This is a genomic window from Streptomyces roseolus, from assembly GCF_014649855.1.
GTDB classification, from domain to species: Bacteria; Actinomycetota; Actinomycetes; order Streptomycetales; family Streptomycetaceae; genus Streptomyces; species Streptomyces roseolus.
Map to the genome: position 1 here is coordinate 1 of NZ_BMTV01000035.1, position 25596 is coordinate 25596.

Below are 25596 nucleotides of genomic sequence, written 5' to 3' on the forward strand. Positions count from 1 at the left end.
CGTTCGTCAGATCCCCACGTCCCACAGGACGTGATCATCAACGAACAAGATCCACTTTCGCAACAGACCCTAGCCGGCGCCCATCGAGGCGGCGCACTGCTACGATCCCCACTCCTCGGGGACGGCTCCTGGCTGACGGAAGCCCCGCCCGCCACCTCTGGCGGCCCGACCGGCGGGCAGGTGAGGCCCGACGGTCCGGATGGTGCTCCAGGGCGCGGCGGGGGTGCGCCGTCACGCGATGCCGGCTCCCGTCGAGGTTCTCCAGAAGGGGCGTTCCGTCCTCGCGAAGAAGGACACGGGTCCCCTCGGCGTTCGCCCAGCCGCCGGCTGCCTCGGCCGCCGTGGCGTCGGGGCGGGCGCGCCGCTGTCGCGTCCGGGGCCCGGCGGCCCGGCGGGGACCGGGTCGGACGGTGCCGTGGCTGCGACCACCGTCCGACCCGGATTCTTCCGGCCTGACGCGTCAGGCCACGTATGCGTGCCCGCGCCCGGCCTCGTGGCCGTGCTCGCCTCCGAGTTCGTGCGCGCAGGCGTCGTCGATGCCGTACGTCTCCCATTCCGGGAAGTCGTCCTCGGCGGGTACGGGTTCGCCCGGGGCCAGCAGGCAGGCGTCCAGTGCGGCACGCAGGGGCTCGGGGCGCAGGCCGGTGCCGATGAAGACCAGTTCCTGGCCCTGCGTGGTCTCCGGGCCGCCGGCGCCGGCGGGTTCGAACCGGGCGACGGCGCCGGCCTGTGACCAGAGGCCGGTCACGCGGGGGCGGCTGGCGAGCCGGAAGAAGCCCTTGGACCGGAGGATCCTCCCGTACGCGCCGCTGTCCAGGCCCTCGGTGACCAGGGTCCACAGCCGCCCGGGATGGAAGGCGCGATCGGCGCGGAAGACCAGGGAGGAGATGCCGTACTCCTCCGTCTCCGGCACGTGGTCGCCGTTGAGCTCCTTCACCCACCCCGGGGCCTGCTGGGCCCGCTCGACGTCGAACAGCCTCGTGCCCAGGACGTGCCGGAGGGGCACCCGTCCGCGTACGGCGGGCACGACGCGCGCCTCCGGGTTGAGCCGGGACAGAGCCGCCCGGAGCCGGCGGGCCTCGTCGGGGTCGACCAGGTCGAGCTTGTTGAGGACGATGACGTCGGCGAACTCGACCTGGTCCACCAGGAGATCGCTGACGGTGCGCTCGTCGTCCTCGTACGGCGCGAGGCCGCGGGCCGCGAGTTCCTCGCCTCCGTCGAGCTCCCGGAGGAAGTTCGCGGCGTCCACGACGGTCGCCATGGTGTCGAGCCGGGCCAGGTCGCCGAGGGTGGCGCCGTCGTCCCGGGGGAACGAGAAGGTCGCGGCGACCGGCATCGGCTCGGAGATGCCGCTGGACTCGATGAGCAGGTAGTCGAACCGCCCTTCGCGCGCGAGCCGTTCGACCTCCTCCAGCAGGTCGTCGCGCAAGGTGCAGCAGATGCACCCGTTGGTCATCTCGACCAGGCGCTCCTCGGTCCGGGAGAGCGCCGCCTCACCGCCCCGGACGAGCGCGGCGTCGATGTTGACCTCGCTCATGTCGTTGACGATCACCGCGACCCGAAGGCCTTCGCGATTGGCCAGCACATGGTTGAGCAGGGTCGTCTTCCCCGCCCCGAGGAACCCGGACAGCACCGTCACCGGCAGACGTTCGTAGGAGGACAACTGCTCAGCCCTCGGGGCGGACGAGGCCGCGCTCGTACGCCTTCACCAGTCGCTGCGGCACCTGGTGGACGACGCCGTCGACGGTGACGGCCACCAGCTGCGGCACGCTGGCCTTCCACTGGGCGCGGCGGTGGCGGGTGTTGCTGCGGGACGTCTTCCGCTTCGGGACGGCCATCGGGGCTCCTCGGTCTCGGTGGGGGAGGGTGACGCGCCGAGGCTATATGAAAACGGTACTCATTATCAATTGGGGGGATCCCGCGTGGTCCCGCGCGTTCTTGCGCCGAGGGGGACGGCGAGGCGCCGACGGTCGTCGGCGGGCGCGGTGCCGCGCGGCGTGTCGTCGGGTCTCGGTCGCCGGGAAGGTCCGTGACGCATTCCGCCGGCGGCGCGGGTCCGGGCCGGAGCTCGAACCTCCGGGCCCGCGAAGGCGGGACGCCCGTGCCGTCGCCCGGCGGACCGCGTGCGCGTGCCCCCGCCGGGAGGTCCGGCGGGGGCACGGCCGGGTTCACCAGGAGGACTTGGTCACTCCGGGCAGGTGGCCCGCGTGGGCCTGCTGGCGGGTTCGGACGCGGGAGAGGCCGAACTTGCGGAGGTAGCCGCGGGGGCGCCCGTCGACGCTGTCGCGGTTGCGTACGCGGGTGGCGCTGGCGTCGCGCGGCTGGCGCCGCAGTTCGGCCTGGGCCGCGTCGCGTTCGGCGGGGGTGGACGTGGGGCGGCGGATGATCTCCTTGAGCTCGGCCCGCCGGGCGGCGTACCGCTCGACGACCTCCTTGCGCTTCTCGTTCCGTGCGATCTTGCTCTTCTTCGCCATCAGACCTTCCCTCCCCGCGCCCGGATCCGGGCCACGGCGGCCTCGATGCCGATCGCGTCCACCGTCTTGATCGCCTTCGCGCTCAGGGTGAGGCGGACGTGCCGCCCCTCGCTGGGCAGCCAGTAGCGCTTGCGCTGGATGTTGGGGTCGAAGCGGCGCGAGGTGCGCCGGTGCGAGTGGGAGATGGTGTTGCCGAAACCGGGCTTCGCGCCGGTCAGCTGGCAGTGGGCCGACATGGATGTCGCCGCCTTTCTCCGAAGAGGAATGTTTGGAAATGAAAACCGTTCCCATATACTAGCCCCATGGCGCGCAACGAGATCCGCCCGGTCATCAAGCTCCGCTCCACCGCCGGTACCGGCTTCACCTACGTCACCCGCAAGAACCGCCGGAACGACCCCGACCGGCTCGTCCTGCGCAAGTACGACCCCGTGGCCCGGCGGCACGTCGACTTCCGAGAGGACCGCTGAAGCCGCGACGACAACCCCGTCCACCCCGCCTCCGACTCCGCACCCCATCCCCATCCCCGAAAGGTTTCTGCCGTGAAGCCCGGAATCCACCCCGCCTACGGTCCCGTCGTCTTCCGCGACTCCGCCTCCGGCACCGCGTTCCTCACCCGGTCGACGATGAGCAGCGACAAGACGGTCGAGTGGGAGGACGGCAACGTCTACCCGCTCGTCGACGTCGAGATCTCCTCCGCGAGCCACCCCTTCTACACCGGCACCGCCCGCGTCCTCGACACCGCCGGCCGCGTCGAGCGCTTCGAGCGTCGCTACGGAAGCGGCCGATGAGCACGGGGAACACGGGGCACACGGGAAGCGCGGGCGGCACGGGGAAGACGGGTGGTGAACTGCCCGTCGTGGTCGTCGCCGGCCTCCACTCGGAGGCCAGGCGGGAGGTCGTCGACCAGCTCCTGCGGACCGTCCCCGGGAGCGTCGCGCTCCACCACGACCTGTCCGACGCTCCCGGCGGGACCGTCCTCCGGCTCGTCCGCGACGCCACCGGCACCCTGTCCCGGGGCGAGACGCCGCTCGTCGACGACTGCGCCTGCTGTGCGCTGCGCGAGGACCTGGTCCCGGAGCTGGAGCGGCTGGCGGACGGCGGGCTGACCCGGCTCGCCGTCGTGGAACTGTGGGACTCCGTGGAACCCAAGGCCATGGCGGAGGTCATCGCCGCGCACGGCCGCGGCCGGCTCGCCCTCACCGGCGTCATCACCGCCGTGGACCCGGCGCTCGTCCTGCCGTACCTCGGCAACGGCGACGACCTCGCCGAGGCCGGCCTCGCGGCCGCGCCCACGGACCGGCGGACCGTCGCCGACACCTGGGCGCGGCAGCTCGAGTACGCCCCGGTCCTCGCCGTCGTCGACAACGACGAGGCCGACGACGAGGACCGCGCCCTGCTCGCCCAGCTGCACCCCACCGCCCGCCAGGTGCCGGCGGCCTCCACCGAGCTGGCCCGGGCCGCGTTCGCGGGCTTCGACGTCGAGGCCGCCGCGGCCGCCCAGCACCCCGCGTGCGCGCTCCTTCCCCAGGAAGCCGACGAGGCCGGCGTCACCACGCTCGTCTGGCACCGGCGCAGGCCGTTCCACCCCGAGCGCCTCTACCGGGCCCTCGAGGACCTGTGCTGCGCCGCCGCCCGCAGCCGCGGCCGGTTCTGGCTCGCCGACCGCCCCGACACCCTGCTCGCCTGGGACGCGGCCGGCGGCGCGCTCTGCGTCGAGAACGCCGGCCCGTGGCTGGCGTCCCTGCCGGACGCGGCCTGGGAGCTGATCCCTCCCGTGCGCCGGGCGGCGGCCGCGCTCGACTGGCACCCCGAACACGGCGACTGCTGCCAGCACCTCGTCTTCACCTCGCCCGGCCTCGACCGCGACGGACTCGAACGGCTCCTCGAATCCTGTCTTCTGACGGACGCCGAGTACGCGGCCGGGCCCGATGCCTGGAAGCACCTGCCCGCCGCGTTCGACTCCCTCCTCGACACCGCCGCCTGACCGCCGACCCGCGGGAACCCCCGACTTCCCGCACCCACCGGACACCCCACCCGACATCCCAGGAGACGCCGCCATGGCTCGACGCCAGGACCCCCGCAAGCCCGTGAAGTCCCGCCCCAATCCGCTCGACGCGGCCGGGGTCACGTACATCGACTACAAGGACACCGACCTGCTGCGCACGTTCATCTCCGACCGCGGCAAGATCCGCAGCCGCCGCGTCACCCGCGTGACCGCCCAGCAGCAGCGCGCCCTCGCCACCGCCATCAAGAACGCCCGCGAGATGGCCCTGCTGCCGTACTCCAGCCGCTGACGAACCCGGCCGGGGGACGCCCGGGCGCGACGCGCCACCGCGAGCCCGCGTCCCGGGAGCGGGGCTCGGCGCGGCAGGCCCGCGACCACGGCAACGCCGAGGCGTCCGTGGGCGGGACGGTCCGTGAGGGGCGTGGCGGACCGTCCCGCCCCCGGCTCGCCGCGCCCGGCACGGCGTTGCCGCTGCCGCTCCCGTACGGGACCCGACCCCGCACCGCCCGGTCGTCCCTCAGCCCGGCGTCCGTCAGTCGCACCACGCGCCTGTCGCCGGTGTGGATCAGCCACGACTCCTCGACCGCGTGCCGGAAGACGGCAGCTCCCAAGCCGCCCGCCAGGTGGATGCGTTGCTCGCTCCAGTCGACGCAGGTGCGGACGTGCGGACGCGCGGGCGCGGGCCGGTGGGCTCGTCGGCGATCCCCGGCTTCCTCAGCCAGGCGGCGCCGTCGGCGGTGAGGGCGGGGCCGTGGTCCCAGGAGAGCAGGCCCCCGCCGCGACCGCGCCGTTTCCCCGCACGCCGCTTCCGCGCCCTCCTCCGCTCCGCGTCCCGTGATCAAGTGTGCGACTGCCCGCCGCGTGCCGGCCGCGGCGGGGCGGCCCCGTTCTCGCGGTGTCCCGGCACGTCAGCCCGCCGCCGCCCCGACGAGCGGCGGGCGCGACGCCCGCGTCCCGTCGCGGACGGCGGTTGTCGCGGTCCGCGGCCGGCGGACAGGGTGGGGGTCTTCGCCGCGACGCCTCGCGAGGAGCGCGAGGGGCGCGAGGAGGCACACGGAGACGTGACGAGGAAGAGGGGTCATGATGCCGAGCCCGGAGACAGCCAGGCCGCCGTTCGATCCGGAACTGGAGGCAGTCCTGTCCGTGATCGACGAACAGCTGCCGACCCTGACGCTGGATACCGTCCCGCAGTTCCGGGAGCTGCCGATGGCGGGCGGACTCACCGACGGGGAACTGGAGTCGGAGGGGCTCGTACGCCGCGAGGTCACCGTCCCGGGGCACGAGGGCGCGGAGCTGGCCGCGACGGTGATCTCGCGCCGCGACCACACCGGACCGGGACCCGGGATCTACCACATCCACGGCGGCGGCATGGTCGTCGGGGACCGGCTGCTCGGCGTGGTCCAGATGCTGCCCTGGATCGTCGAGCACGACGCGGTCCTCGTCACCGTCGAGTACCGGCTCGCCCCCGAGTCCCCGGACCCGTACCCGGTGGAGGACTGCTACGCGGGTCTCGTCTGGACCGCGGAGCACGCCGCCGATCTCGGGATCGACCCGGAGCGGATCGTCGTCGCCGGTGCCAGCGCCGGAGGAGGTCTCGCCGCCGGCACCGCCCTGCTGGCCCGCGACCGCCAGGGGCCGGCGCTGCTGGGCCAGGTGCTGATCTGCCCGATGCTCGACGACCGGGGGCGGACGACCTCGACGTACCAGTACGCCGACGCCGGCACCTGGAACGGCGACAACAACCGGGTCGGCTGGACCGCGCTCCTCGGCGCACGGCGCGGGACCGAGGACGTCTCCGTCTACGCGGCACCGGCCCGCGCGACGGACCTCGCCGGACTGCCGCCCACGTTCGTCGACTGCGGCTCCGCGGAGCTGTTCCGCGACGAGGACGTCGCGTACGCGACGGCCCTGTGGGCGGCAGGCGTACCGACGGAACTCCACGTGTGGGCCGGCGGCTTCCACGGTTTCGACCTGCTCGCCCCGCACACCGCCGTGTCCCGGGCCGCGACCGCGGCACGCGACGACTGGGTGGCGCGCCTGCTCGACTCCTGAGCCGAGGCCACCGGCGGGGAGCGGGATCCCCTCCCCGCCGGGCGCGCACCCCCGCCCCGGTGACGGTCCGCGGGCGGGAGAGTGATTTCCGGGGCGCGTGGGCGGGCCACGGCCTTCCGGCGGCTCGGGCTCCCGAGGATGGACTCGATCACGTGTCCGTTCGTACTTCGTACGAGAAATCGAAGCGAGAGCACGCATGCCGCTCCTTTCCCACGCACCTTCCCACGCCCTCCCGCCCCGCCGACCACGGCGCCCCCTGCGACGAGCCGCCGGCGCGGCCGTGCTGTCGCTGGTCTCCCTCCTGTCGGTGGCCGCCCCCGCCCACGCGACCGGCGGAGGAGGGGGAGGCCTCGCCCGCTGCGCGCCCTCGCAGCAGCTGACCGTGCGCCACTGGGCCGCCGACGAGCCGCTGGCCCGGGTCGACGTCGGCATCGTCGCCTGCGCGTGGCGGATGCCGGACGAGTGGACCGTACGCGCCGACGCCCCCCGTCCCGCCGAGCACCACGGCTTCCGCTGGCGGGTCGACACCGCCGTACGCGACGAGGTCATCGGCGGCACCCACCGGCGCTTCGGGGTGGACGTCTCCCTCACCCGCTGCGATCCCTTCTCGGACCGGTGCGAGGACGCCCCCGAGGCCTCCTGGACCGTGCGGTACACGCTCATCAAGGACGGCGACCTGATCTCGCTCGGCCAGGACGTGGACGGTCCGTGCGCCCGCCCGGGCTGCTCGTACCGGCTCACCGCGGGCGCCGCTCCCGGAACGGAGGCGTGACGGATGCCCCCGCGCCTGCGGCGGCCCGCGCTCGTCCTGTCCCTGGCCGCGGCGATGGCCCTCACCGGCCTCACCCCCACGCACGCGGAGACCCCCGTGCCCCCGGCGACCCGCCCGTACCCCTCGAACGGCCTCGCCGAACCAGGCGGCGACGGGGAGTCGTCCGTGCGGATCGGGATCGGCAACGACGCCTCCCGCACCGCCGAGGAGATCCTCCAGGAGCTCAAGGCGGGAGCCACGCTCCGGTCCCTCGGCTACGGCGAACTGCCCAAGGTCCCCAGGACGGCCGAGGAGGTCGCCGAGTTCCGCCGGACCACCGCCTCCACCTACGGCGTGGACGCGGCGGACGCCGCCGCCACGACCCGCGACCTCTACGACCCGGTCACCCAGGAGGAGTGCCTGGCGGACTTCCGGCGCGGCGGCCGGTCCGGCCTGCCGGAGGGCTGGGTCAAGAACCACTACGCCTGGTGCGCCGTCAAGGTCGTGGTCATCGCCCACTACTACAAGGTCGGCCCCTTCACGATCCCGGTGCCCATCGGCACCTCCTCCATGCTGCTCACCTTCCTCGGCAACGGCCGTGCCGACGGCCGCCGCGTCGACTACACCGCCCAGGGCTCGGAGGTCGACATGTCGGGCTTCCCCGGCGACCCGCGGTTCGGGCTCGACTTCGACTGCGTGAGCACGTACGCGGCCGTCGTCGGGGACGTGTGCGAGGACTCCTCCTCCGCTTCCGCCCTGACCCCGCTGGCCACCTGGGCCGTGGCCCCCGCCCGCTTCACGGCGAACGCTCCCGCGACGGCGGGCGCCGAGCACGAGCGCGTCGTCAAGGCCGTCTTCTCCTTCGGCATGTGGGCCAAGGCGGGCAGCAGCTCGGCCCAGCTGAAGGACGGGCCGCGCAGCACCGTCCGCTTCGACACGACCGACTACATCGCCCGTCCCGAGCCGGAACCCGACGCCCACGACGAGCCCACGCGGGCCGCGGGCCGACGGGACGAGCCCGAGCAGCGGCCGGAGCTCGTCGACGGCGCCGTCTTCGACAACACCGTGCCCCACCTCGTGTACCGGCTCAGCGGCAAGGAGGCGGCCGTCGCCGAGCACATCCGCACCGCCCTGGAGGACCCGGCGGCCACGGTCCCCGCCCGCACCGATCCGCCCAAGCGGATCCCCGGCGGGTCCGCCGAGTCGCCCCTCCACCGCCTCGTCCGCAAGAAGAACCCCCAGCGCGTCCGGGACAACCGCAAGGCCGTACGCGCCGAGTGCGCCAAGCTGATCAAACCCGGGGTCCCGAGGCCCGAGTGCGACGAGTTCCCCTTCGCCTCCAGCCTGGAGGGCGCCGGCCTGCCCGCGTACCGCCCGGCCGCCCCGTACGGCGACTTCTCCGTGAAGTACGTACCGGGAGCCGACAACAGCAGTGCGGGCGGCGCCCTCGGCGCCTGGTACCAGCGCGACCGCATCCTCGACGGCGACCCCTTCTTCATCAGGATCGCCCCGTGATCACGGCGCCGGGGGGAGGGAGGGAGCGGACGGGGTGACCCGGAAGCCGGCGTGCAGACGCCGGCGGTGGTCGACCGGGCGCACCGGACCCGTGAGCGTGACGTGCGCGGTCAGGCGGGGCGCGGTGCTGGAGGCGGCGAGGCGGAGTTCCAGACTGCCCGGTTCCACCCTCCGCGTCCCGTCGCGGCCCGTGAACGAGGCGAGGTCGGCGGGGACGTCCACCCGGACGAGCTTCCGCTCGCCCGCGGCGAGATCGAGCCGCGCGTAGCCGACGAGCCTCTGCACGGGCTGCACCACCGAGGCCACCGGGTCGTGGAGGTACAGCTGGACGACTTCGGTGCCGGCGCGGGGGCCCGTGTTCTCCACGGTGAAGGAGAGGCGGAAGGTGCCGTCCGTCGGCGCCTCGGCCGCCTCCACGGTGAGGCCGGACCAGGCGAAGCTCGTGTAGGCCAGGCCGTGGCCGAAGCCGTACGCGGGTGCCGGGTCGATGCTGGAGACCTCGCTGGCGTGGCCGAGGCGGGCGGCCAGATAGGTGGACGGCTGGGCGCCGGGGTGCCGGGGCACGCTGACGGGGAGCCGGCCGCTGGGCGCGGTCCGGCCGCTGAGCACGGAGGCGAGGGCGCCGGTCCCGGACTCGCCGGGGAAGAAGGACTGGACGAGCGCGGCCGCCTCCTCGGTCGCCCGCCCCAGGACGTACGGCCGTCCGGCCAGCAGCGTGCTGATCACGGGGGTGCCGGTGTCGAGGAGGGCGTCGAGGAGCTGCTGCTGGGCGCCGGGGAGGCTGAGGGACTCCGCGTCGCAGCCCTCGCCGCTGGTGCCGCGGCCGAAGAGCCCGGCGCGGTCGCCGAGCGCGGCGATGACGAGGTCGGCGCCGCGGGCGAGCGCCACGGCCTCGGGGATCCCGTCGGTGGCCCCGTCGTCGATCCCGGTGCCGGGCGCGACGACGATGTCGGCGGTGGGGAACTCGGCCCGCAGCGCCTCGTGGAGGGTCGGCAGCTCGATGCCGAGCGGCACGTCCGGGTGCTGTCCGCCGACGTGGACGGGGAAGGAGTAGCAGCCGAGGACGGCCGTGGGGGCCTCGGCCGTGGGGCCGATCAGCGCGATCCGGCGCGGCACGGCGGGGTCGAGGGGCAGGGTGCCGTCGTTGTGGAGCAGGACGACGGCCCGTTCGGCGACCCGGCGGGCGAGCTCCCGGTTGGACGCGGGATCGAGGTCGATCGTGCCGCGCAGGAGCTCGGGGTCGGTGGTGGTGCCGGCGTTCTCGAGGGCCGGGGGGACGGGGCTCCAGTCGGGGTCGAGCAGGCCGAGGCGGACCTTCTGGAGGAGGACCCGCCGGGCCGCGCGGTCCACGAGGGACTCGGGCACGCGCCCGTCCTCGACGGCGTCGAGCAGCGGCCCGCCATAGGCCTTGACCGTGGGCAGCTCGACGTCGACGCCCGCCGCGAGCGCCACCCCGGCGGCCTCGCCGAAGCTTCCGGCGACGCCGTGCAGGGTCTTGAGGAACGCGATGCCGAAGTAGTCGGCGACGACCGTGCCGGTGAAGCCCCAGGCGTCGCGGAGCAGACCGGTCAGGAGCTCGTCGTCGGCGGCGGCGGGGACGCCGTCGGTGTCGGTGTAGGCGTGCATCACCGACCGTACGCCGCTCTCCCGGACCGCCATCTCGAACGGCGGCAGGATCACGTCGGCCAGCTCGCGCCGGCCCATCCCGACGGGGGCGAGGTTGCGGCCCGCGCGGGAGGCGGAGTAGCCGGCGAAGTGCTTGAGGGTGGCGACGATCCCCGCGGACTCCAGACCCTGGACGTAGGCGGTGGCGAGGGTGCCGACGAGGTAGGGGTCCTCTCCGATGGTCTCCTCGACGCGCCCCCAGCGGGCGTCGCGTACGACGTCGAGGACGGGGGCCAGGCCCTGGTGGACGCCGACCGCGCGCATGTCCCGCCCGATCGCGCCGGCCATCTCCCGGATCAGCTCCGGGTCGAAGGTCGCGCCCCACGACAGGGGCACCGGGTACGCGGTGGCTCCCCAGGCGGCGAAGCCGGCCAGGCACTCCTCGTGCGCCACGGCGGGGATGCCGAAGCGGTTGGCGGCGGCGATCCTCGCCTGCGTCCGCATCAACGAGAGGGCGCCGAGCGCGGGGTCGACGGGGACCGTGCCGAAGGGGCGGGTCAGCTGGCCGAGTCCGTCAGGGAGCAGCGCGTCGAGGTCGACGGCCTCCTCCATGTCGTGCTGGTGGGGCGCGACTTCGGCGCCGTCGTCGGAGGCGCCGACCCAGACGCCGAAGAGCTGGGCGATCTTCTCCGGGAGGGTCATCGCGCGCAGGAGCGCGTCGACGCGGGTCTCCGGATCCAGTGAGGGGTCCCGCCAGGGCCCGGCCAAGGGGCCGGTGCCGGGGGTGGGAGGGGTGTCGGGCGACGCCGTGGTCATGGGGGCGGTCACTTTCCTCCGACTCCCATCAGGCCCTGGACCAGGGCGCGACGGGCGAACAGATAGACGAACAGGATGGGGAGCATGGACAGGACGACGGCCGCGAGCAGGCCGGGGATGTCGACGCCGTGCTCGGTCTGGAAGTCGTAGAGGCCCATGGTGATGACCTTGTTCTCCGAGGACTGGGTGAGCACGAGGGGGAAGAGGAAGCCGTTCCACGCCTGGAGCGCGGAGAAGACGACGACCGTCGAGAGCCCGCCCTTGGACAGCGGCAGCACCAGCTGGAGGAAGATCCGCCAGGAGGAGGCGCCGTCCACCGTCATCGCCTCGTACAGCTCGGAGGTGATGTCGCGCATGACGCCGGTGAGGATCAGGGCGCAGACGGGCATGGCGAAGGCGGCCGTCGGCAGGATGACGCCGAGGAGGTTGTCGTAGAGGCCGGCCTCGTTGATCAGGTAGAACATCGGCACGATCACGGCCTGGGAGGGGATGGCCAGGCCGAGCAGGAAGAGCCGGAAGACCCTCCCCGCGGCCTTGCCGTCGCTGCGCACGATCGCGTACGCCAGGGGCGGCACGAGCAGCAGGACGATCCCCACGACGGCGACGGTGACGACGACCGTGTTGAGGAAGTACTGGGCGAAGCCGTCGTTCAGGTCGTTGACGTAGTTGTCGAGCGTGAAGTTCTCCGGGAAGCCGAGGGGGCCGTTCGCGGCGTACTCGGTCCGGGTCTGGAAGGTGGCCACGAGCATGACGTACAGCGGCAGGCCGACGACGAACAGCCACACCAGCGAGCCGAAGCCCGCGAGGTAGTTGGGGCGCTTCCTCATCACACGCCCTCCATGGTGCTGCGCATCTTGTCGTAGCCGCTGAGGCGGACCATGACCAGCGAGACGAGGCTGGCGACCAGGACGAGCAACAGCGCGATGGCGGAGGCCGTGCCGAAGTCGAAGCTCTTGAAGGCCTTCTGGTACATGTAGTAGGCGCTGTTCGTGGTGTCGGTGCCGGGGCCGCCCTGGGTGAGGATCAGGACGGTGTCGAAAGTGGTCAGGCCGCCGACCACCATGAGGATCGTCGAGGTCACGACGGTGTTGCGCAGCTGCGGCAGGGTGATGTGGAAGAACTGCCGCACCCGGCCCGCGCCGTCGATCTGCGCCGCCTGGTAGAGCACCTGGGGGACGGCCCGGGCGGCGCCCTGGTAGAGCAGCGTGTGCAGGGGCGTGAACTGCCAGGTGCTGACGAAGACGAGGACTCCGAGCGCGCTGGCCTGGACGCCGAAGAGGTTGCCGTCGCCGAACAGCCAGGTCGCCTGGGAGGGGACGCCGAAGTTCGGGTCGAGGACGGCCCGCCACAGGACGGAGACGGCGGTGATGGAGAGGAGCAGCGGGACGAAGTAGATCGCCGAGAGGACGGCGCGGTTGCGCTGGTGGCCGGCGGCCCAGACGCCGAGCAGGATGCTGATGGGGGTCTGGACGACGACGCCGAGGACGGTGAGGACGAGGCTCAGCCAGAGGCTCTTCACCATCACGGGGTCGTCGAGCAGCTTGCTCCAGTTCTCCAGGCCGGCGAACTCGGGCGAGCCGAGGCCGTTCCAGCGGGTGAAGGAGAGCACGACGACCAGGAGGAGCGGGACGAGGGCGAACAGCCCGAAGAAGACGGCGGCCGGTGCCGCCCAGGCGAAGCCCGGGCGGCCCACACCGGTGGCAGGGGTCATGTCGGAAGTCCCGGGGGTCAGGCCGCGGGCAGGCTCTGCATGGCGGCGATGAAGGCGTCGGCGTCCGACTGTCCGTTGAAGAACTGCTGGACCGCCTGGTGGAGCGTCGTGGTGGCGGCCGGCGGGAACGCCTGGTCCCAGGAGAGCTGGAAGGCGGGGGCCTTCTTCACCAGGTCGTACTGGTACTTCGAGTACTCCGGGTTGGCGGCGGTGTCCAGGAACTTCGGGGTGTTGGTGGTGGTGGGCAGGTTGCCGATGGCGAGCTGCGCCTTGACGAACTCGTCGGAGTACATGAGCTTCAGGAACTCCGCGACGGCCTCGGGGTGCTCGGTGCTCTTGAGGACGGAGTAGAAGTTGTTGGTGTTACCGGCGATGTTGTCGCCGTTCCCCTTGCCGCCCGTGACGGCCGGGAAGGCGCCGTAGCCGAGGTCGCTCTTCACGAAGTCGGGGTAGGCGTCCTGGAGGGTGGAGTACTCCCAGGAGCCCATGAGCTCGAAGGCGGCCTTGCCGGTGGCGAGCAGCGCGGGCGAGCCGCCGTCGGTGAACTTGACGGAGTCGTAGTTGGTGCCGAAGGCGCCGGCGTCGATCAGCTCCTTGAGCATGCCGAGCGCCTTCCTGCTGTCGGCGCTCGCCCAGACGTCCTTGTCGCCCTTGACGGCCTTCGCGAAGAGCTCGGGCCCGGCGACCCGGTCGTAGACGTACTGGAACCACATCTGGGTGGGCCACTTGTCGCCGCCGCCCAGGGCGATCGGGGTGACGCCCTTGGCCTTCAGCGCCTTGACCGCGGCCAGCAGCTCGTCCCAGGTGCGCGGCGCGGTGACGCCCGCTTCCTCGAGCACCTTCTCGTTGCTGAAGAGCAGGACGGGCTGGGTGCCGCGCATCGGGACGCCGTACGGCTTGCCGTCGACGACCGCGGTGTCGAAGACCGACGGCAGGAAGTCGGACTTGAGCTTGGGGTCCTTCGCGATGAAGTCGTCGAGGGGCATCAGGAGTCCGGCGTCGACGAACGGCTTGATGCTGCCGCCGCCCCAGTTGAAGAACACGTCCGGGGCCTGCTTGCCGCTGATGATCGTCTGGAGCTTGGACTGGTAGTCGGCGCCGGGGATGGTGTCGAGGACCGCCTTGACCTTCGAGGTTTTGTTGAAGGTGTCGACGAGCTGCTTCTCGACCTTGTTCGTCGCGTCCCCGTAGACGAGGACGCGGATCGTGTCCGAGTCGCCGCCCGCCCCGTCCCCCGACCCGCCGCAGCCGGCCAGGGACAGGGTCAGGGCCAGCGACGCCCCGCCGACGACCGCCGTTCTCAGGAGCCGTATGTGCCGCTTCATCGCACCGCCTCGATCCGAAAGAGTTTCGGAACTGTTTCCGAAACTTCATGGGCGGGACGCTAGGGCGGCGTCGCGAAACCGGTCAACCCTCTGTCGCCGCGTTATGGAAACGTGACATCCGGTCGCCGGGTGCCGGTGCTTTATGCTGCTCGGATGCGTGATGACGAGGAGAACCGGCGGATCACCCTGGCCGAGGTGGCTGAGAAGGCCGGAGTCTCGCTTTCGACAGTTTCGAAAGTCCTCAACGGACGCCAGGACGTCTCGCCCCGCACCCGCGGCAAGGTCGAGGCGCTCCTCGAGGCGCACTCCTACCGGCGGACCACCCGGGCGGCCGGCGAGGCCCCGCTCATCGAGCTCGTCTTCCACGAGCTCGACAGCGTGTGGTCGATGGAGCTGATCCGCGGAGTGGAGAACCTCGCCAAGGCCCACCAGGCGAGCGTCGTCCTCACCGAGAGCGGCACCCGGCACGCGCCGGGACCGGACTGGATCGAGGGCGTCCTGCAGCGCCGCCCCATCGGCGTCGTCCTCGTCTTCTCCTCGCTCCCCGCCGAGGTCAAACGCCAACTCGGGGCCCGCTCCATCCCCTTCGTGATCGTCGACCCCGCCGGAGACCCGGAGCCGGACGTTCCGTCGGTGGGCTCGGCCAACTGGGCCGGCGGCGTCGCCGCCACCCGTCACCTCGTCGACCTGGGCCACCGCCGCATCGCCATCATCACCGGCCCCGAGGACGTCCTCTGCTCCCTCGCCCGCCTGGACGGCTACCGCTCGACCCTCGGCATGGCCGGACTCGAGAGCGATCCGGCACTCGTCCGCTTCGGCGACTTCCACGTCGAGGGCGGCTACGCCCACGCCCTCGACCTGCTCCGTCTGCCCGACCGCCCCACCGCGATCTTCGCCGGCAGCGACCTCCAGGCCCTCGGCGTCCTGGAGGCGGCCCGGGTCTGCGGGCTGCGCGTCCCCGAGGACCTCTCCGTCGTCGGCTACGACGACGTGATGCCCGCCCGCTGGTCCAGCCCCGCCCTCACCACCGTCCACCAGCCCCTCCGCCAGATGGGCGAGGAGGCCGTCCAGATGCTGCTCCGGCTGCGCGCGGGCGAACCCTCCGTCACCCGCCTGGAACTCGCGACCAGCCTCGTCGTCAGGAACAGCACCGCCCCGCCCCCCGCGGCCCCCGCCCCGGCGTCGCCGAACGCCCGGGGCGGAGTGTGAGGAGGGCGGGGGCGGGGGCTACAGGCCGCCGGTGTACAGCAGCTTGTCGGGGGTGTTGTTGCTGAGGTTGGTCAGGAGGCCCTTGGTCGAGTTGCCGTCGAGCCACTGGCCGACCTCGGCAGGACCGGCGGTGGGGTGCTGCGCCTTGTAGAGCGCGGCGACCCCGGCCACGTGCGGCGCGGCCATGGAGGTGCCGTTCAGGGCGACGGAACCGCCGCCGAGCTTCGCCGACACGATGTCCTGGCCGGGCGCGAAGATCTCGACGCACCGGCCGTAATTGGAGAAGGACGTCTCCTGGTCCCACACGTTGGACGCGGCGACCGTGAACGTGCCCGCCGCGGACGCGGGCGAGACGTCGCAGGCGTCCTTCGCGGAGTTGCCGGCCGCGATGACGGGCAGGACGCCCGCCGAGTACAGGGCGGTGGTGGCGTTGTTGACGGCGACGGACTTGTCCCCGCCCAGCGAGCCGTTCAGGACGGCCGGCTGCTTCGCGTTCTTGGCGACCCAGTCGATCCCCGCGATGATCCCGGAGTACGACCCCCGGGAGTCGCAGCCCAGCACCCGCACGCTCACCAGGGCGGCCTTGCGCGCGACGCCGTACGTCTTCCCGGCGACGGTGCCCGCCACGTGTGTCCCGTGGCCGTTGCAGTCCTGCCCGGCCCGCCCGTCGCCCATCGCGTCGAAGCCGAACGAGGCCCGGCCGCCGAACTCGTCGTGGGCGTAGTCGATCCCCGTGTCGAGGATGTACGCGGTCACGCCGGCACCGCTCCCGAGCGTGGTGAAGTCGTCGTCGAGCGGCAGGTTCCACTGGTTGATCCGGTCGAGCCCCCAGGTGGCCGCCGGGGCGCGGGTGCCGGCGGGCGAGACGGGATGCGGCGGGGCGAGGGCCACCGCGTCCTCCTCGACGGACGCCACCCCGGGCGTCTTCCTCACGCGGTCCAGCTGGACCGCGCTCAGCGGCACCGCGAAGCCGTTCAGCGCCTTCTCGTAGACGAACGTGGGCTCGAGCCCCAGCTTCTTCGCCGCCGCGGCCGCGTCGACCGTCTTGTCGAGGGTCACGATGTACTTGCCGGGCACCGCGTTGGCGGCGGTCACGAGCGGCGCCGGAGCCGGATCCGGCGCGGTGCCGGTCTCCCGGGCGAGGGCGGACCCCGCGGCGGTGGCGGCCGGCCCGGCGAGGGCCAGGGCGGCGACGACGGCGCTCGCGAGAGCGAGTCTGGTACGTGTGTTCATGCCGGGAGGGCACCACGCGGAAACGATCTCGGGCCAGCACATTCCCGAGGATTCCAACGGATGCCGCACACATCACCGCAATGCGCTCCGCCGAAGCGGTGTCCTCGGCGCGAACGGGCCGGGGTGACGTCCGGGTGACCACCCGGGCACGGCACCGGAGCCCCGAGGAACACCGATGACGGACGACGACGACCGCAGGTCCTCACCGGCCGCGCCCGCTTCCCGGGCGGCCCGGCTCTTCCTGGCGGCCGCGGTGGCCGTCGCCGCGCTCGGCCACGCCGCGACCGAGGCCCTGGACACCGGCAGGACGCCCGAGGGCACCGGAACCGGAACGGCGGTCTCCCCGGCCCCGGCCCTTCCGCCGGAGGACTGCGGCGGCTCCACGGCCGATTTCACGGCGTGCGGCCCGGACGCCGCGAGATGCGAGCGGCCGGCTCCGCGTCGCGGCGCCCACGGCCTGCCGCCCTCCTCGGACGAGCCCCTCCTGAGAACGACCCTCTGCGCCGACGGCGGAGCCCCGGACGACGGACCGTAGGAGGCCCGGGTTCAGCCGGACCCGGGCGCGGATCCGGGTCCGGCCGCGGGCCGGGTCGTGGTGAGGAGGCCGATCTTGTCGATCCGGTGCTCGGGATTTCCCTGCGCGTCCCGCCAGAAGTTCCCCGCGGCGTCGTCCTCCGGAGTCGCGCAGGTGGACAGCGTGATCATGGCTCGGGTGGGCCGCTCGCCGGGCGCCCCCGGGACCGCGGCCCGCTGCTCGGCGAGGGAACGCGCGGAGCGGAACGAGGTGGTGCGGGTCTCGACGATCCGGTACGTGTACGTGGCGCCACCGGCGGTGACGTGCACCAGGTCGCCGACCTCGACCTCGGGCAGGTCGCGAAGCGGCCCTCCGGCCGAGAGCCGGTGCGCCGTCACCTGGTAGTTGCCTATGTCACCGGGCCCGACGCCACCCTGATCGCCGTACGGGCTGGCCGCGACGCCCCGGTCCTGTATCCGGGTGCCGGCCCGGTCGTCGGTCTTCCCCTCGTACGGCACGACCCGCAGGTCGGACACCCGGATCGAAGGGATGTCGATCTCGGCGACCCGCGGCCGGGGGCTGGGAGTGGGTGCGGGGGTGGTACTGGGACTGTGGCTGGGGCTGGGCGGAACGCTGACGGGTCCGGGCTCGGCCGCCTCCGCGACGCGCACCGGCGGGAGAGCGGTGACGCCGCCGGACGGGGAGGCGGAGGCGCACCCCACGAGCAGGACGAGCACCCCCGTGGCGGCGACGGAGGCGGCGGCAGCACGGCGCGTACGGCCCATGACCGCACAACAACGGACCGGCACCGCGCATTCCCGCTCTCACCGACGGGGGCGGACCGGCGGGGGACGACGAGGCCGGGAGGGGGTGAACCGCGTCAGCCCTCGACGGACTCCGCGATCCGCAGGGCGGCCTGGGCGGGGGTGAGGTGCGTGGTGTCGACGACCTCGGCCTCGGCGTGCAGCCAGGTGCGCGCCGCTTCGGCGTACGGCTCCAGGTACCGGAGGCGGAACGGGGAGTCGGGGCCGGTGACGGTGTCGCCCGCGATGCGCGCGCGGAGGGTCTCCCGGTCGGCGTGGAGGACGAAGTGCCGGACGGGGACCCCGTGCCCGGCGAGGCCCGCGCTGATCTCGCGCCAGTACTCCTCGAACAGGACCGTCATGGGGATCACCAGCGTGCCGCCCGTGTAGGCGAGGACGTGCCGGGCGGTCTCCACCACGAGCGGTCGCCACGGCGGCCAGTGCTGGAAGTTGCTCGTCGCCGGCAGCCCCGGCCTGATGTCCATGAGCGTCTCGCCGACCTTCTCGGCGTCGAACACCCGTGAGCCCGGCACGAGTTGCCGCACGAGCGCGGCGGTCGTCGTCTTGCCCACGCCGTGGGTGCCGTTGATCCATGCGATCGTCATGGGTCCCGAGGCTAGCGTCGCGCGCTCGCGGCATCGGCGTTTCGGTCGCGCCGGGTCTCCGCAGCGATCCGTGTCCCGCACGGATCGATGTGCAGGGAACGAACCTCCTTTCGCCTGCCCGCAGGGTTCGAACGCCGTCCGAACCGGATGCGCACGACCCGGGACGCCTCCTCGTCGAGCCGACCGACACCCCCGCACCCGGGCCTGGAGGGCGTGTTGCGCCCCCTGTCGTCGCTTCTCTCCTTCTCCCCGCCCACCCGCTCCGCCCGCCCGGCCGGCGACCGCCGCGCGCAGACCCCGGATCCGAGGCGGTCCGCATGAGCGGGCGCACCCACCGGGAACCGGTCCCCGACGGCCCCGCGAAACACCGCTGCACGCCCGGCGATCACGGAGCTAAGGTGCCTGGCATGGACACCGTAACCCTGCGTGGCGTCACCCTCCGGTACGACGACTTCGGGCCGTCGGCGGGACCGCCGGTCCTGCTGATCCACGGCCACCCCTTCAACCGGACCATGTGGGCGCCCCAGGTCACGGCGCTGACCGCGGCCGGCTACCGGGTCGTCACTCCCGACCTGCGCGGCTACGGCCGCAGCGGCGTCACCCCCGGGCAGGTGCTCCTCTCCGACTTCGCCGACGACCTCGCCGCGCTCCTCGACCACCTGGGCATCGAACGGGCGGTGGTCGGCGGCGTCTCCATGGGCGGTCAGATCGCCATGGAGTTCCACCACCGCCACCCGCGACGCGTGCGCGCCCTCGTCCTGTCCGACACCTCGGCCCCCGCCGAGACCGACGAGGGCAAGGACGTCCGCAACCGCCTCGCCGACCGGCTCCTCGCCGAAGGGATGGCCGGCTACGCGGACGAGGTGATCGACAGGATGCTCGCCGCGTACAACGTGACCGCGATGCCGGAGGTCGCCGAGCGCGTCCTGGCGATGATGCGCGCCACCGACCCCCGTGGCGCCGCCGCGGCGCTCCGCGGACGGGCCGAACGCCGCGACTACCGTGACACGCTGCCCGCCGTCCGCGAGCCGGTGCTGATCATCGTCGGAGCGGACGACGTCTACACCCCCGTCACGGCCGCCGAGGCGATCCACCACCTCGTCCCCCAGGCCGTCCTGACGGTGATCGACGGCGCCGGCCACCTGCCGGGCGCCGAGCAGCCCGACCTCTTCAACGCGGCGATGCTGGACTTCCTGGCCACCCGGGTGGAGGCCCGGGGCTGAGCCGCGCCCGCTCGGCACGGCACCCCCGCGCGGGGCGCCGCCCGCGGCCGTTCCCGGACGCCGGCCGAACGGCGTCCGGGAGCCTTACCCGATTGGGCGACTGTGCTCCGGCACGTCAGAGGCCAAGATCATCCGGTGAGTTCTTCCCTGACGCGCCGCGCGTGCGCCGTAGCCCTGCTCCTGACCTCGACTCTCGCTCCCGCCGTGGCCGCCGCCCGACCGGGCGACTCCGGGCAAGGGCCGGGGCGCGCCGTGCAGGCCCGCCTGCTCGGCGAAAAGACCGTTCCGCACAAGCTCCCCTTCGAGGACACCACGGTCGGCGGCCTTTCCGGCATCGACCGCAACCCGTGCACCGGCGAGTACGTGTTCATCAGCGACGACCGTTCCTACCTCCAGCCCGCCCGCTTCTACACGGCGAAGCTGGACGTGGACGCCGGCGGCGTGCACGCCGTCGACTTCACCGGCACCCACCCCTTCCGCCAGCCCGACGGCTCGGTCCACCCGGCCCCGACCGCGGGCGACGGCAAGGCCGTCGACCCGGAGGAGATCAGGGTCGACCCGCGCAGCTGCGCCTACTGGTGGGCGCAGGAGGGCGACCGGCCCAAGGTGGCCGGTCCGCCGGTCGTCCAGCCGTCGATCCAGTACGCCTCCGCCACCGGCGACCACCTCGGGCAGCTGAGGCTGCCGGCGAACTACGAGATCACGATGGACGAGCGCGGCCCGCGCCGGAACCAGGCGATCGAGGCGATCACCTTCGGCTCCCGGGGCAAGGTGGTGACCAGCGCGATCGAAGGCCCGCTCCTCCAGGACGGCCCCGAGCCGGACCCGGAGAACGGCGCGCTGATCCGCGTCACGCAGCAGAACCGCGCCGGGCGGGTGCTCGGGCAGTTCGCCTACCCGCTGGAGAAGATCTTCGCCGAGAGCGACCCGAACAGCCCCTGGGGGCCGGACACCGGCGTCCCCTCCATCCTCGCCTTCCCGGACCAGCCCCACCGCTACCTCGTGCTCGAGCGCACCTGGGTCGCCGGCGCGGGCTACAAGATCCGTCTCTTCGACGCCACGACGCGCGGGGCGACCGACGTGCGCGAGAAGGACTCGCTGGCCGGGCAGGCCGTGACGCCGATGCGCAAGCGGCTCGTCGCGGACTTCGACACCCTCGGCCTCTCCGCCGTCGACAACACCGAGGGCATGACGTGGGGCCCGGACCTGCCCTCCGGCGAGCGCCTGCTGATCCTCGTCAGCGACGACAACTTCGCCGAGGAAGCCATCACCCAGGTGGTGGCGCTCGGCCTCCGCTGACACGACGAAGGGTGCCTGGGGCCGGGGAAATCCCGTACCGGGCACCCTTCTTCACGTCCGCGGCGCGCACCGCGCCCGGGCCCGTCACCCCTGGCGCTCCGCGGCGAGTTCCGTGTTGAGCGCGTGCAGGAAGGCGGCGACCGTCGTGAGTTCGGCGGGGGTGAACTTGGCGCGGGCGGTCTCGGTGGCCCGGGCCAGGGGGCTGAAGTACTCGCGTGCCAGGGCACGGGCTTCGGAGTTGTAGACGACGTGGACGACCCTGCGGTCCGCGCTGTCGCGGACCCGGCTGACGTGGCCCGAGCGTTCCAGCCGGTCGAGGCAGGCGGTGACGGCCCCGGACGTCAGGCCCAGCTCTTCCCTCAGGCGCGTGGGGGTGACGGGCGCGTCGCCGCCGGCGGAGGAATCCATGATGACGGAGAGGGCGTGGATGTCCGTCGCGTGCAGCCCGTTCTCGTGGGCGAAGTCCAGGGTGCTCCGGTTCAGCTCCCGGTTGAGCGTGCGGAGCAGGACGGCGTACGCGAACAGGTCGCTCGGCTGGTCGGCGGAGTCCGGCGACGGTGTGGGCTGCATGGGTCGAGTATAAGATTGTTCAATTATTGAGATACATTCTCTTTGAGATACCTTTGCTCGTCCCCTCTGCCCCTGCCCCCGTTAGGGAGTCGATGAACAGCGCGCGCCGACCAGTCCGCTGGCTGGTCCCCCTCGTCCTCGTGGTCGTCTGGCTCGGCCTCGGAGGAGCCTTCGGCTCCTACGCGGGCAAGCTCGGCGAGGTCTCCACGAACGACCAGGCGGCCTTCTTGCCGCAGAACGCCGAGTCCACGAAGGTCATCACCGAGCAGAAGGCCTTCAGCCGACAGGAAATCCCCGTCATCGTCGTCTGGACCGCGACCGACGGCGCCGACGTGACGGAGGCCCAGCAGAAGGCGGCCACCGCCGCCCTGCGGTCGCTGGCGGACACCGACGGCGTCGCCGGGGCGCCCTCGCCCGCCTTCCGTTCCGAGGACGGAAAGGCCCTGCAGGGCGTCGTCCCCCTCTCACCCGACCTCGGGGAACGACTCGAGGCGGTTCTCGACGAGGTCGGGGAGGCGGCGGCCCGGGTGCCGGACGCTCGGGCCCAACTCGCCGGGCCCGCGGCGACCCAGGGCGATCTGGGCGAGGCGTTCGCGGGAATCGACGGGCTTCTGCTCGGCGTGGCGCTGGCCGCCGTCCTGCTCATCCTCCTGCTCGTCTACCGCAGTGTCCTGCTGCCCTTCCTGATCATCATCAGCGCCGTCTTCGCCCTCGGAGTCGCCGGCGCGATCGTGTACGTGCTCGCCGACCACGACGTCGTACGCGTCGACGGCCAGGTCCAGGGCATCCTGTCCATCCTGGTGATCGGCGCGGCCACCGACTACGCGCTGCTGCTCACCGCCCGCTTCCGCGAGGAGATCGCCGCCGGCCGTGACCGCTTCGCGGCCGCGTGGGCCGCGACCCGGGGGTCCTTCGGCGCCATCACCGCCAGCGCCGCGACCGTCGCCCTCGGCCTGCTGGCCCTCCTCCTCAGTGATCTGACCAACAACAGGGCTCTCGGACCCGTCGGGGCGATCGGCGTCGTCTGCGCCGTCCTCACGACCCTCACGTTCCTGCCCGCCGTCCTGGCCCTGATGGGCAGGACCGCGTTCTGGCCGGCGAAGCCGAAGTCGGCCGACGCCGAGACGGGCGGTCACGGCGTCTGGCGTCGCGTCGCCCACTGGGTCGACGCCCGTCCGCGGCAGCTGTGGATCGTCACCACCGCCGTCCTGCTGGTCGGCGCGGCGTTCTTCCCCGCCCTGCAGTCGAAGGGCGTGCCGCTGGACGAGGTCTTCGTCAACGACGCCCCGTCCGTCGCCGCCCAGCAGACCCTGGGCCGGCACTTCCCCGGCGGCTCCGGCCAGCCCGCGGTCGTCATCACCGACGCCGCGAACCGGAACGCGGTGCGGGAAGCGGCGGCCACGACGCCCGGAGTGGCCGACGCGCGGGTGACCACCGGCACCCCGGGCGGACCGCCGCTGGTCGTCGACGGGAAGGTCCGCATCGACGCCACCCTGGCCGACGCCCCCGACAGCGACGCGGCCAAGCGGACCGTCCAGAAGCTGCGCGAGCGCGTGCACGCCGCCGACGCCGGGGCCCTGGTCGGCGGCTACACGGCGCAGCAGTACGACACGCAGCGCACCGCGGAGCACGACAAGAACCTGATCATCCCCGTCGTCCTCGCCATCATCCTCGTCATCCTGGTCGTCCTCCTCCGCTCCCTGCTCCTGCCCGTCCTCCTCGTCGCCACCGTCGGCCTCAACTACCTGGCGACGCTCGGCATCGCGGGGCTGGTCTTCGAGCACGGCTTCGGCTTCTCCGGAACGGACGCCTCCGTCCCCCTGTACGGATTCGTCTTCCTCGTGGCCCTCGGAGTCGACTACAACATCTTCCTCATGTCCCGCGTCCGCGAGGAGACCCTGCGGCTCGGCACCCGGCAGGGCGTGCTGCGCGGGCTCATCGCCACCGGCGGGGTGATCACGTCGGCGGGAGTCGTCCTCGCGGCGACCTTCGCGGCCCTCATCGTCATCCCGCTCGCCTTCCTGGCCCAGATCGCCTTCATCGTCGCCTTCGGCGTCCTCCTCGACACCATCGTGGTGCGGTCGCTCCTGGTCCCCGCCCTGGTGCGCGACATCGGCCCCAAGGTCTGGTGGCCGAGCTCACTCGCCCACGAGGCCGCCCCGAAGGCGTAGCGCGACCGGAGGGAGGCCTCGAGTACGACGGGCAGGGGGAAGCCCGACCTGCACGCGCCGGTACTGAGCCACCTGCCCGACCGCCCTTCCCGCGCACCGCGACGGGGAGGGCGGTCGGCGTCGGCTCCGGTGCCGTCGACCGCGTGCGGGCCGGGGGAAGGCGTGAACGTCGTGGAGGGGATGCGGAGAGGGTTTTGAGAAACCTTGTTGAACAACGACTTGTCATGGACTGGACTTGATTTGCTCCTGCCAATCCACACAAGGTTCTCTCGAACGTTTGACGCCCCACACGTCAACACGAGGAGAGATCTCCCTTCATGGCAACTCACAAGCGATCCCGCGGCCTTCGCCACGCGGCCATAGTCACAGGTGTGGCGGGCTCCGCCGCCGCGGCGCTCTTCGCCGCCAACCTCGCCGGCGCCTCCGCTCCCGCCGAGGGAACCGTGCACGGACTCGGCGCACCCGGCGCCGTCGACGGCAGCTTCGTCGTCATCCTCGACGCATCCGCGAACAAGGAAGCGCTGGCGAAGAAGTACGGTGGCACGCTCGACCGCGCCTACGGCTCGGAGGTCAACGGCTTCTCCGCCTCCGGCCTCACGGTCCAGGAGGCGAAGCGGCTCGCGGCCGACCCCGCCGTCGGAACGGTCGTCCAGAACAAGCGCTTCACCATCAACGAGACCCAGGAGAAGCCCCCGTCCTGGGGTCTCGACCGGATCGACCAGGCCGACACCGCCGGCGACGAGAAGTACACGTACCCCGACGGCGGCGGGGAGGGCGTGACGGCGTACGTGATCGACACCGGGGTCCGGGTCTCGCACCAGGACTTCGGCGGCCGGGCGAGCCACGGCTTCGACGCCGTCGACAACGACGCATCGGCCGACGACGGCAACGGCCACGGCACCCACGTCGCCGGAACCATCGCCGGCACCTCCCACGGCGTCGCCAAGAAGGCCAGGATCGTGGCCGTCCGCGTCCTGGACGACAACGGATCCGGCACCACCGAACAGGTCGTCGCCGGCATCGACTGGGTGACGAAGAACCACACCGGGCCCTCCGTCGCCAACATGAGCCTCGGCGGCGGCGCCGACGAAGCGCTCGACGCGGCGGTCCAGCGCGCCATCGCCGCCGGCATCACCTTCGCGGTCGCCGCCGGCAACGAGTCCTCCGACGCCGGTCAGGGCTCGCCGTCCAGGGTCCCCGAAGCCCTCACCGTCGCGTCCAGCACCAAGGACGACGAGCAGTCCGACTTCTCGAACTTCGGCGCGGTGGTGGACGTCTACGCCCCCGGCTCCGAGATCACCTCCGCGTGGAACGGCGGCGACACCGAGGTCAAGACGATCTCCGGTACGTCCATGGCCGCACCCCACGTCGCCGGCGCCGCGGCCCTCCACCTGGCCGCCCATCCGGCGGCGACCCCGGCCGACACGGCCGCCGCCCTCACCGGAGCGGCCACGGCCGACGCCATCAAGAACCCCACCTCCGGCACCGTCAACAAGCTCCTGAAGATCACCCCCTGACCCACCCCGCTTCCCGCTGCGCGACGGCCCCCTTCTCCCGGAGGGGGCCGTTCGTCGTCCCCGCGACACCAGGTCTTTGTCCCGACAGTGGAAGAAGTCCCGCCTGTTTCCTGCGCAAGTAGTTCCCAGGCCGGTGGAGCGCTGCTACGTTCCTCTCGAAAGCCCGACGGATCGGCCGCCGCGCACAGGCAATCGGGC

General features: G+C 72.7%; 25 protein-coding genes. 13 read left to right on the top strand and 12 right to left on the bottom strand.

The features are described from left to right. Nucleotides 1-460: 460 nt before the first annotated feature. From IE245_RS31465 to rpmB, 4 genes are all read right to left on the bottom strand, one after another. Nucleotides 461-1663: a GTP-binding protein gene (locus IE245_RS31465; protein ID WP_189953838.1), complete on the bottom strand. Its 1203-nt coding sequence runs from the start codon at nucleotides 1661-1663 to the stop codon at nucleotides 461-463. Between the two features lie 4 nt (nucleotides 1664-1667). Further along, complete coding sequence (rpmF, locus tag IE245_RS31470) at nucleotides 1668-1838, bottom strand: 50S ribosomal protein L32 (RefSeq protein WP_189953840.1); 171 nt, start codon at nucleotides 1836-1838, stop codon at nucleotides 1668-1670. A 330-nt stretch (nucleotides 1839-2168) separates the two neighbouring features. Continuing rightward, nucleotides 2169-2474, bottom strand: coding sequence for a 30S ribosomal protein S14 (gene rpsN, locus IE245_RS31475; RefSeq protein ID WP_189953848.1), 306 nt, complete (start codon nucleotides 2472-2474; stop codon nucleotides 2169-2171). Beyond that, nucleotides 2474-2710 (bottom strand): 50S ribosomal protein L28, encoded by a 237-nt coding sequence (gene rpmB / locus IE245_RS31480; RefSeq protein WP_189953850.1) that lies wholly within the window; start codon nucleotides 2708-2710, stop codon nucleotides 2474-2476. The genes rpsN and rpmB overlap by 1 nt, the downstream gene beginning before the upstream one ends. A 66-nt stretch (nucleotides 2711-2776) precedes the next feature. Between rpmB and rpmG the strand changes: the two genes are divergently transcribed. The 7 genes from rpmG to IE245_RS31515 all read left to right on the top strand — a co-directional run bounded on the left by rpmG (nucleotide 2777) and on the right by IE245_RS31515 (nucleotide 8797). Beyond that, the gene (rpmG, locus tag IE245_RS31485; protein ID WP_189953852.1) at nucleotides 2777-2941 is read left to right on the top strand and encodes a 50S ribosomal protein L33; all 165 of its coding nucleotides are present in this window, start codon (nucleotides 2777-2779) and stop codon (nucleotides 2939-2941) included. A 72-nt stretch (nucleotides 2942-3013) separates the two neighbouring features. Beyond that, complete coding sequence (locus IE245_RS31490) at nucleotides 3014-3262, top strand: type B 50S ribosomal protein L31 (RefSeq protein WP_189953854.1); 249 nt, start codon at nucleotides 3014-3016, stop codon at nucleotides 3260-3262. Further along, the gene (locus tag IE245_RS31495) at nucleotides 3259-4458 is read left to right on the top strand and encodes a CobW family GTP-binding protein (RefSeq protein WP_189953856.1); all 1200 of its coding nucleotides are present in this window, start codon (nucleotides 3259-3261) and stop codon (nucleotides 4456-4458) included. The genes IE245_RS31490 and IE245_RS31495 overlap by 4 nt, the downstream gene beginning before the upstream one ends. Before the next feature lie 73 nt (nucleotides 4459-4531). Then, nucleotides 4532-4768: a 30S ribosomal protein S18 gene (gene rpsR / locus IE245_RS31500; RefSeq protein WP_189953857.1), complete on the top strand. Its 237-nt coding sequence runs from the start codon at nucleotides 4532-4534 to the stop codon at nucleotides 4766-4768. Nucleotides 4769-5559: 791 nt separating this feature from the next. Then, complete coding sequence (locus IE245_RS31505; protein WP_229851757.1) at nucleotides 5560-6531, top strand: alpha/beta hydrolase; 972 nt, start codon at nucleotides 5560-5562, stop codon at nucleotides 6529-6531. Nucleotides 6532-6727: 196 nt separating this feature from the next. After that, nucleotides 6728-7303, top strand: a complete 576-nt coding sequence (locus tag IE245_RS31510) for a hypothetical protein (protein WP_189953859.1) — start codon at nucleotides 6728-6730, stop codon at nucleotides 7301-7303. 3 nt (nucleotides 7304-7306) lie between these two features. Then, a complete protein-coding gene (locus IE245_RS31515) occupies nucleotides 7307-8797 on the top strand; it encodes a NucA/NucB deoxyribonuclease domain-containing protein (protein ID WP_189953861.1) in 1491 nt (496 codons plus the stop codon). Here the strand turns inward: IE245_RS31515 and IE245_RS31520 are convergent, their stop codons facing one another. The 4 genes from IE245_RS31520 to IE245_RS31535 are packed head-to-tail and all read right to left on the bottom strand — an operon-like array spanning nucleotide 8798 to nucleotide 14254. Next, nucleotides 8798-11218: a beta-xylosidase/alpha-l-arabinosidase gene (locus IE245_RS31520; protein WP_189953863.1), complete on the bottom strand. Its 2421-nt coding sequence runs from the start codon at nucleotides 11216-11218 to the stop codon at nucleotides 8798-8800. Nucleotides 11219-11226: 8 nt separating this feature from the next. Further along, nucleotides 11227-12045: a carbohydrate ABC transporter permease gene (locus IE245_RS31525; protein WP_189953864.1), complete on the bottom strand. Its 819-nt coding sequence runs from the start codon at nucleotides 12043-12045 to the stop codon at nucleotides 11227-11229. Continuing rightward, nucleotides 12045-12929, bottom strand: a complete 885-nt coding sequence (locus tag IE245_RS31530; RefSeq protein ID WP_189953866.1) for a carbohydrate ABC transporter permease — start codon at nucleotides 12927-12929, stop codon at nucleotides 12045-12047. The genes IE245_RS31525 and IE245_RS31530 overlap by 1 nt, the downstream gene beginning before the upstream one ends. A gap of 17 nt (nucleotides 12930-12946) precedes the next feature. Further along, nucleotides 12947-14254, bottom strand: coding sequence for an ABC transporter substrate-binding protein (locus IE245_RS31535; protein ID WP_189953873.1), 1308 nt, complete (start codon nucleotides 14252-14254; stop codon nucleotides 12947-12949). Nucleotides 14255-14407: 153 nt separating this feature from the next. Between IE245_RS31535 and IE245_RS31540 the strand changes: the two genes are divergently transcribed. After that, a complete protein-coding gene (locus IE245_RS31540; RefSeq protein WP_189953875.1) occupies nucleotides 14408-15463 on the top strand; it encodes a LacI family DNA-binding transcriptional regulator in 1056 nt (351 codons plus the stop codon). A gap of 18 nt (nucleotides 15464-15481) precedes the next feature. Here the strand turns inward: IE245_RS31540 and IE245_RS31545 are convergent, their stop codons facing one another. Continuing rightward, on the bottom strand, nucleotides 15482-16696 hold the full coding sequence (locus tag IE245_RS31545) for a S8 family peptidase (RefSeq protein WP_189953877.1): 1215 nt from the start codon (nucleotides 16694-16696) through the stop codon (nucleotides 15482-15484). Nucleotides 16697-16871: 175 nt separating this feature from the next. Between IE245_RS31545 and IE245_RS31550 the strand changes: the two genes are divergently transcribed. Further along, nucleotides 16872-17231 carry a hypothetical protein gene (locus tag IE245_RS31550; protein WP_189953879.1) on the top strand — a complete coding sequence of 120 codons (360 nt, stop codon included), beginning with the start codon at nucleotides 16872-16874 and terminating at the stop codon, nucleotides 17229-17231. A gap of 11 nt (nucleotides 17232-17242) precedes the next feature. On the opposite strand, the gene IE245_RS31555 is transcribed toward IE245_RS31550, so the two are convergent. Together IE245_RS31555 and IE245_RS31560 are read right to left on the bottom strand one after the other, a co-directional pair. After that, complete coding sequence (locus IE245_RS31555; protein ID WP_189953881.1) at nucleotides 17243-17995, bottom strand: class E sortase; 753 nt, start codon at nucleotides 17993-17995, stop codon at nucleotides 17243-17245. A 95-nt stretch (nucleotides 17996-18090) separates the two neighbouring features. Beyond that, complete coding sequence (locus tag IE245_RS31560; protein ID WP_189953883.1) at nucleotides 18091-18618, bottom strand: AAA family ATPase; 528 nt, start codon at nucleotides 18616-18618, stop codon at nucleotides 18091-18093. A gap of 407 nt (nucleotides 18619-19025) precedes the next feature. Here IE245_RS31560 and IE245_RS31565 point away from each other — a divergent pair, with 407 nt between their 5' ends. Both IE245_RS31565 and IE245_RS31570 read left to right on the top strand, forming a co-directional pair. Further along, a complete protein-coding gene (locus IE245_RS31565; protein ID WP_189953885.1) occupies nucleotides 19026-19841 on the top strand; it encodes an alpha/beta fold hydrolase in 816 nt (271 codons plus the stop codon). A 135-nt stretch (nucleotides 19842-19976) separates the two neighbouring features. Then, nucleotides 19977-21140 (top strand): esterase-like activity of phytase family protein, encoded by a 1164-nt coding sequence (locus tag IE245_RS31570; RefSeq protein ID WP_229851758.1) that lies wholly within the window; start codon nucleotides 19977-19979, stop codon nucleotides 21138-21140. Nucleotides 21141-21224: 84 nt separating this feature from the next. On the opposite strand, the gene IE245_RS31575 is transcribed toward IE245_RS31570, so the two are convergent. Beyond that, nucleotides 21225-21710: a MarR family winged helix-turn-helix transcriptional regulator gene (locus tag IE245_RS31575; protein ID WP_189953888.1), complete on the bottom strand. Its 486-nt coding sequence runs from the start codon at nucleotides 21708-21710 to the stop codon at nucleotides 21225-21227. 92 nt (nucleotides 21711-21802) lie between these two features. Here IE245_RS31575 and IE245_RS31580 point away from each other — a divergent pair, with 92 nt between their 5' ends. Further along, nucleotides 21803-23881, top strand: a complete 2079-nt coding sequence (locus IE245_RS31580) for an MMPL family transporter (protein ID WP_189953890.1) — start codon at nucleotides 21803-21805, stop codon at nucleotides 23879-23881. A gap of 317 nt (nucleotides 23882-24198) precedes the next feature. Then, nucleotides 24199-25398, top strand: coding sequence for a S8 family peptidase (locus tag IE245_RS31585; protein ID WP_189953892.1), 1200 nt, complete (start codon nucleotides 24199-24201; stop codon nucleotides 25396-25398). Nucleotides 25399-25596: the final 198 nt, after the last annotated feature.

Bases quoted from the DNA above. Each gene is read 5' to 3' on its own strand.
- rpmF (WP_189953840.1), bottom strand. From the start codon at position 1,838: ATGGCCGTCCCGAAGCGGAAGACGTCCCGCAGCAACACCCGCCACCGC.
- rpsN (WP_189953848.1), bottom strand. From the start codon at position 2,474: ATGGCGAAGAAGAGCAAGATCGCACGGAACGAGAAGCGCAAGGAGGTC.
- rpmB (WP_189953850.1), bottom strand. From the start codon at position 2,710: ATGTCGGCCCACTGCCAGCTGACCGGCGCGAAGCCCGGTTTCGGCAAC.
- rpmG (WP_189953852.1), top strand. From the start codon at position 2,777: ATGGCGCGCAACGAGATCCGCCCGGTCATCAAGCTCCGCTCCACCGCC.
- IE245_RS31495 (WP_189953856.1), top strand. From the start codon at position 3,259: ATGAGCACGGGGAACACGGGGCACACGGGAAGCGCGGGCGGCACGGGG.
- rpsR (WP_189953857.1), top strand. From the start codon at position 4,532: ATGGCTCGACGCCAGGACCCCCGCAAGCCCGTGAAGTCCCGCCCCAAT.
- IE245_RS31505 (WP_229851757.1), top strand. From the start codon at position 5,560: ATGATGCCGAGCCCGGAGACAGCCAGGCCGCCGTTCGATCCGGAACTG.
- IE245_RS31510 (WP_189953859.1), top strand. From the start codon at position 6,728: ATGCCGCTCCTTTCCCACGCACCTTCCCACGCCCTCCCGCCCCGCCGA.
- IE245_RS31515 (WP_189953861.1), top strand. From the start codon at position 7,307: ATGCCCCCGCGCCTGCGGCGGCCCGCGCTCGTCCTGTCCCTGGCCGCG.
- IE245_RS31520 (WP_189953863.1), bottom strand. From the start codon at position 11,218: ATGACCACGGCGTCGCCCGACACCCCTCCCACCCCCGGCACCGGCCCC.
- IE245_RS31525 (WP_189953864.1), bottom strand. From the start codon at position 12,045: ATGAGGAAGCGCCCCAACTACCTCGCGGGCTTCGGCTCGCTGGTGTGG.
- IE245_RS31530 (WP_189953866.1), bottom strand. From the start codon at position 12,929: ATGACCCCTGCCACCGGTGTGGGCCGCCCGGGCTTCGCCTGGGCGGCA.
- IE245_RS31535 (WP_189953873.1), bottom strand. From the start codon at position 14,254: ATGAAGCGGCACATACGGCTCCTGAGAACGGCGGTCGTCGGCGGGGCG.
- IE245_RS31540 (WP_189953875.1), top strand. From the start codon at position 14,408: ATGCGTGATGACGAGGAGAACCGGCGGATCACCCTGGCCGAGGTGGCT.
- IE245_RS31545 (WP_189953877.1), bottom strand. From the start codon at position 16,696: ATGAACACACGTACCAGACTCGCTCTCGCGAGCGCCGTCGTCGCCGCC.
- IE245_RS31550 (WP_189953879.1), top strand. From the start codon at position 16,872: ATGACGGACGACGACGACCGCAGGTCCTCACCGGCCGCGCCCGCTTCC.
- IE245_RS31555 (WP_189953881.1), bottom strand. From the start codon at position 17,995: ATGGGCCGTACGCGCCGTGCTGCCGCCGCCTCCGTCGCCGCCACGGGG.
- IE245_RS31560 (WP_189953883.1), bottom strand. From the start codon at position 18,618: ATGACGATCGCATGGATCAACGGCACCCACGGCGTGGGCAAGACGACG.
- IE245_RS31565 (WP_189953885.1), top strand. From the start codon at position 19,026: ATGGACACCGTAACCCTGCGTGGCGTCACCCTCCGGTACGACGACTTC.
- IE245_RS31575 (WP_189953888.1), bottom strand. From the start codon at position 21,710: ATGCAGCCCACACCGTCGCCGGACTCCGCCGACCAGCCGAGCGACCTG.
- IE245_RS31580 (WP_189953890.1), top strand. From the start codon at position 21,803: ATGAACAGCGCGCGCCGACCAGTCCGCTGGCTGGTCCCCCTCGTCCTC.
- IE245_RS31585 (WP_189953892.1), top strand. From the start codon at position 24,199: ATGGCAACTCACAAGCGATCCCGCGGCCTTCGCCACGCGGCCATAGTC.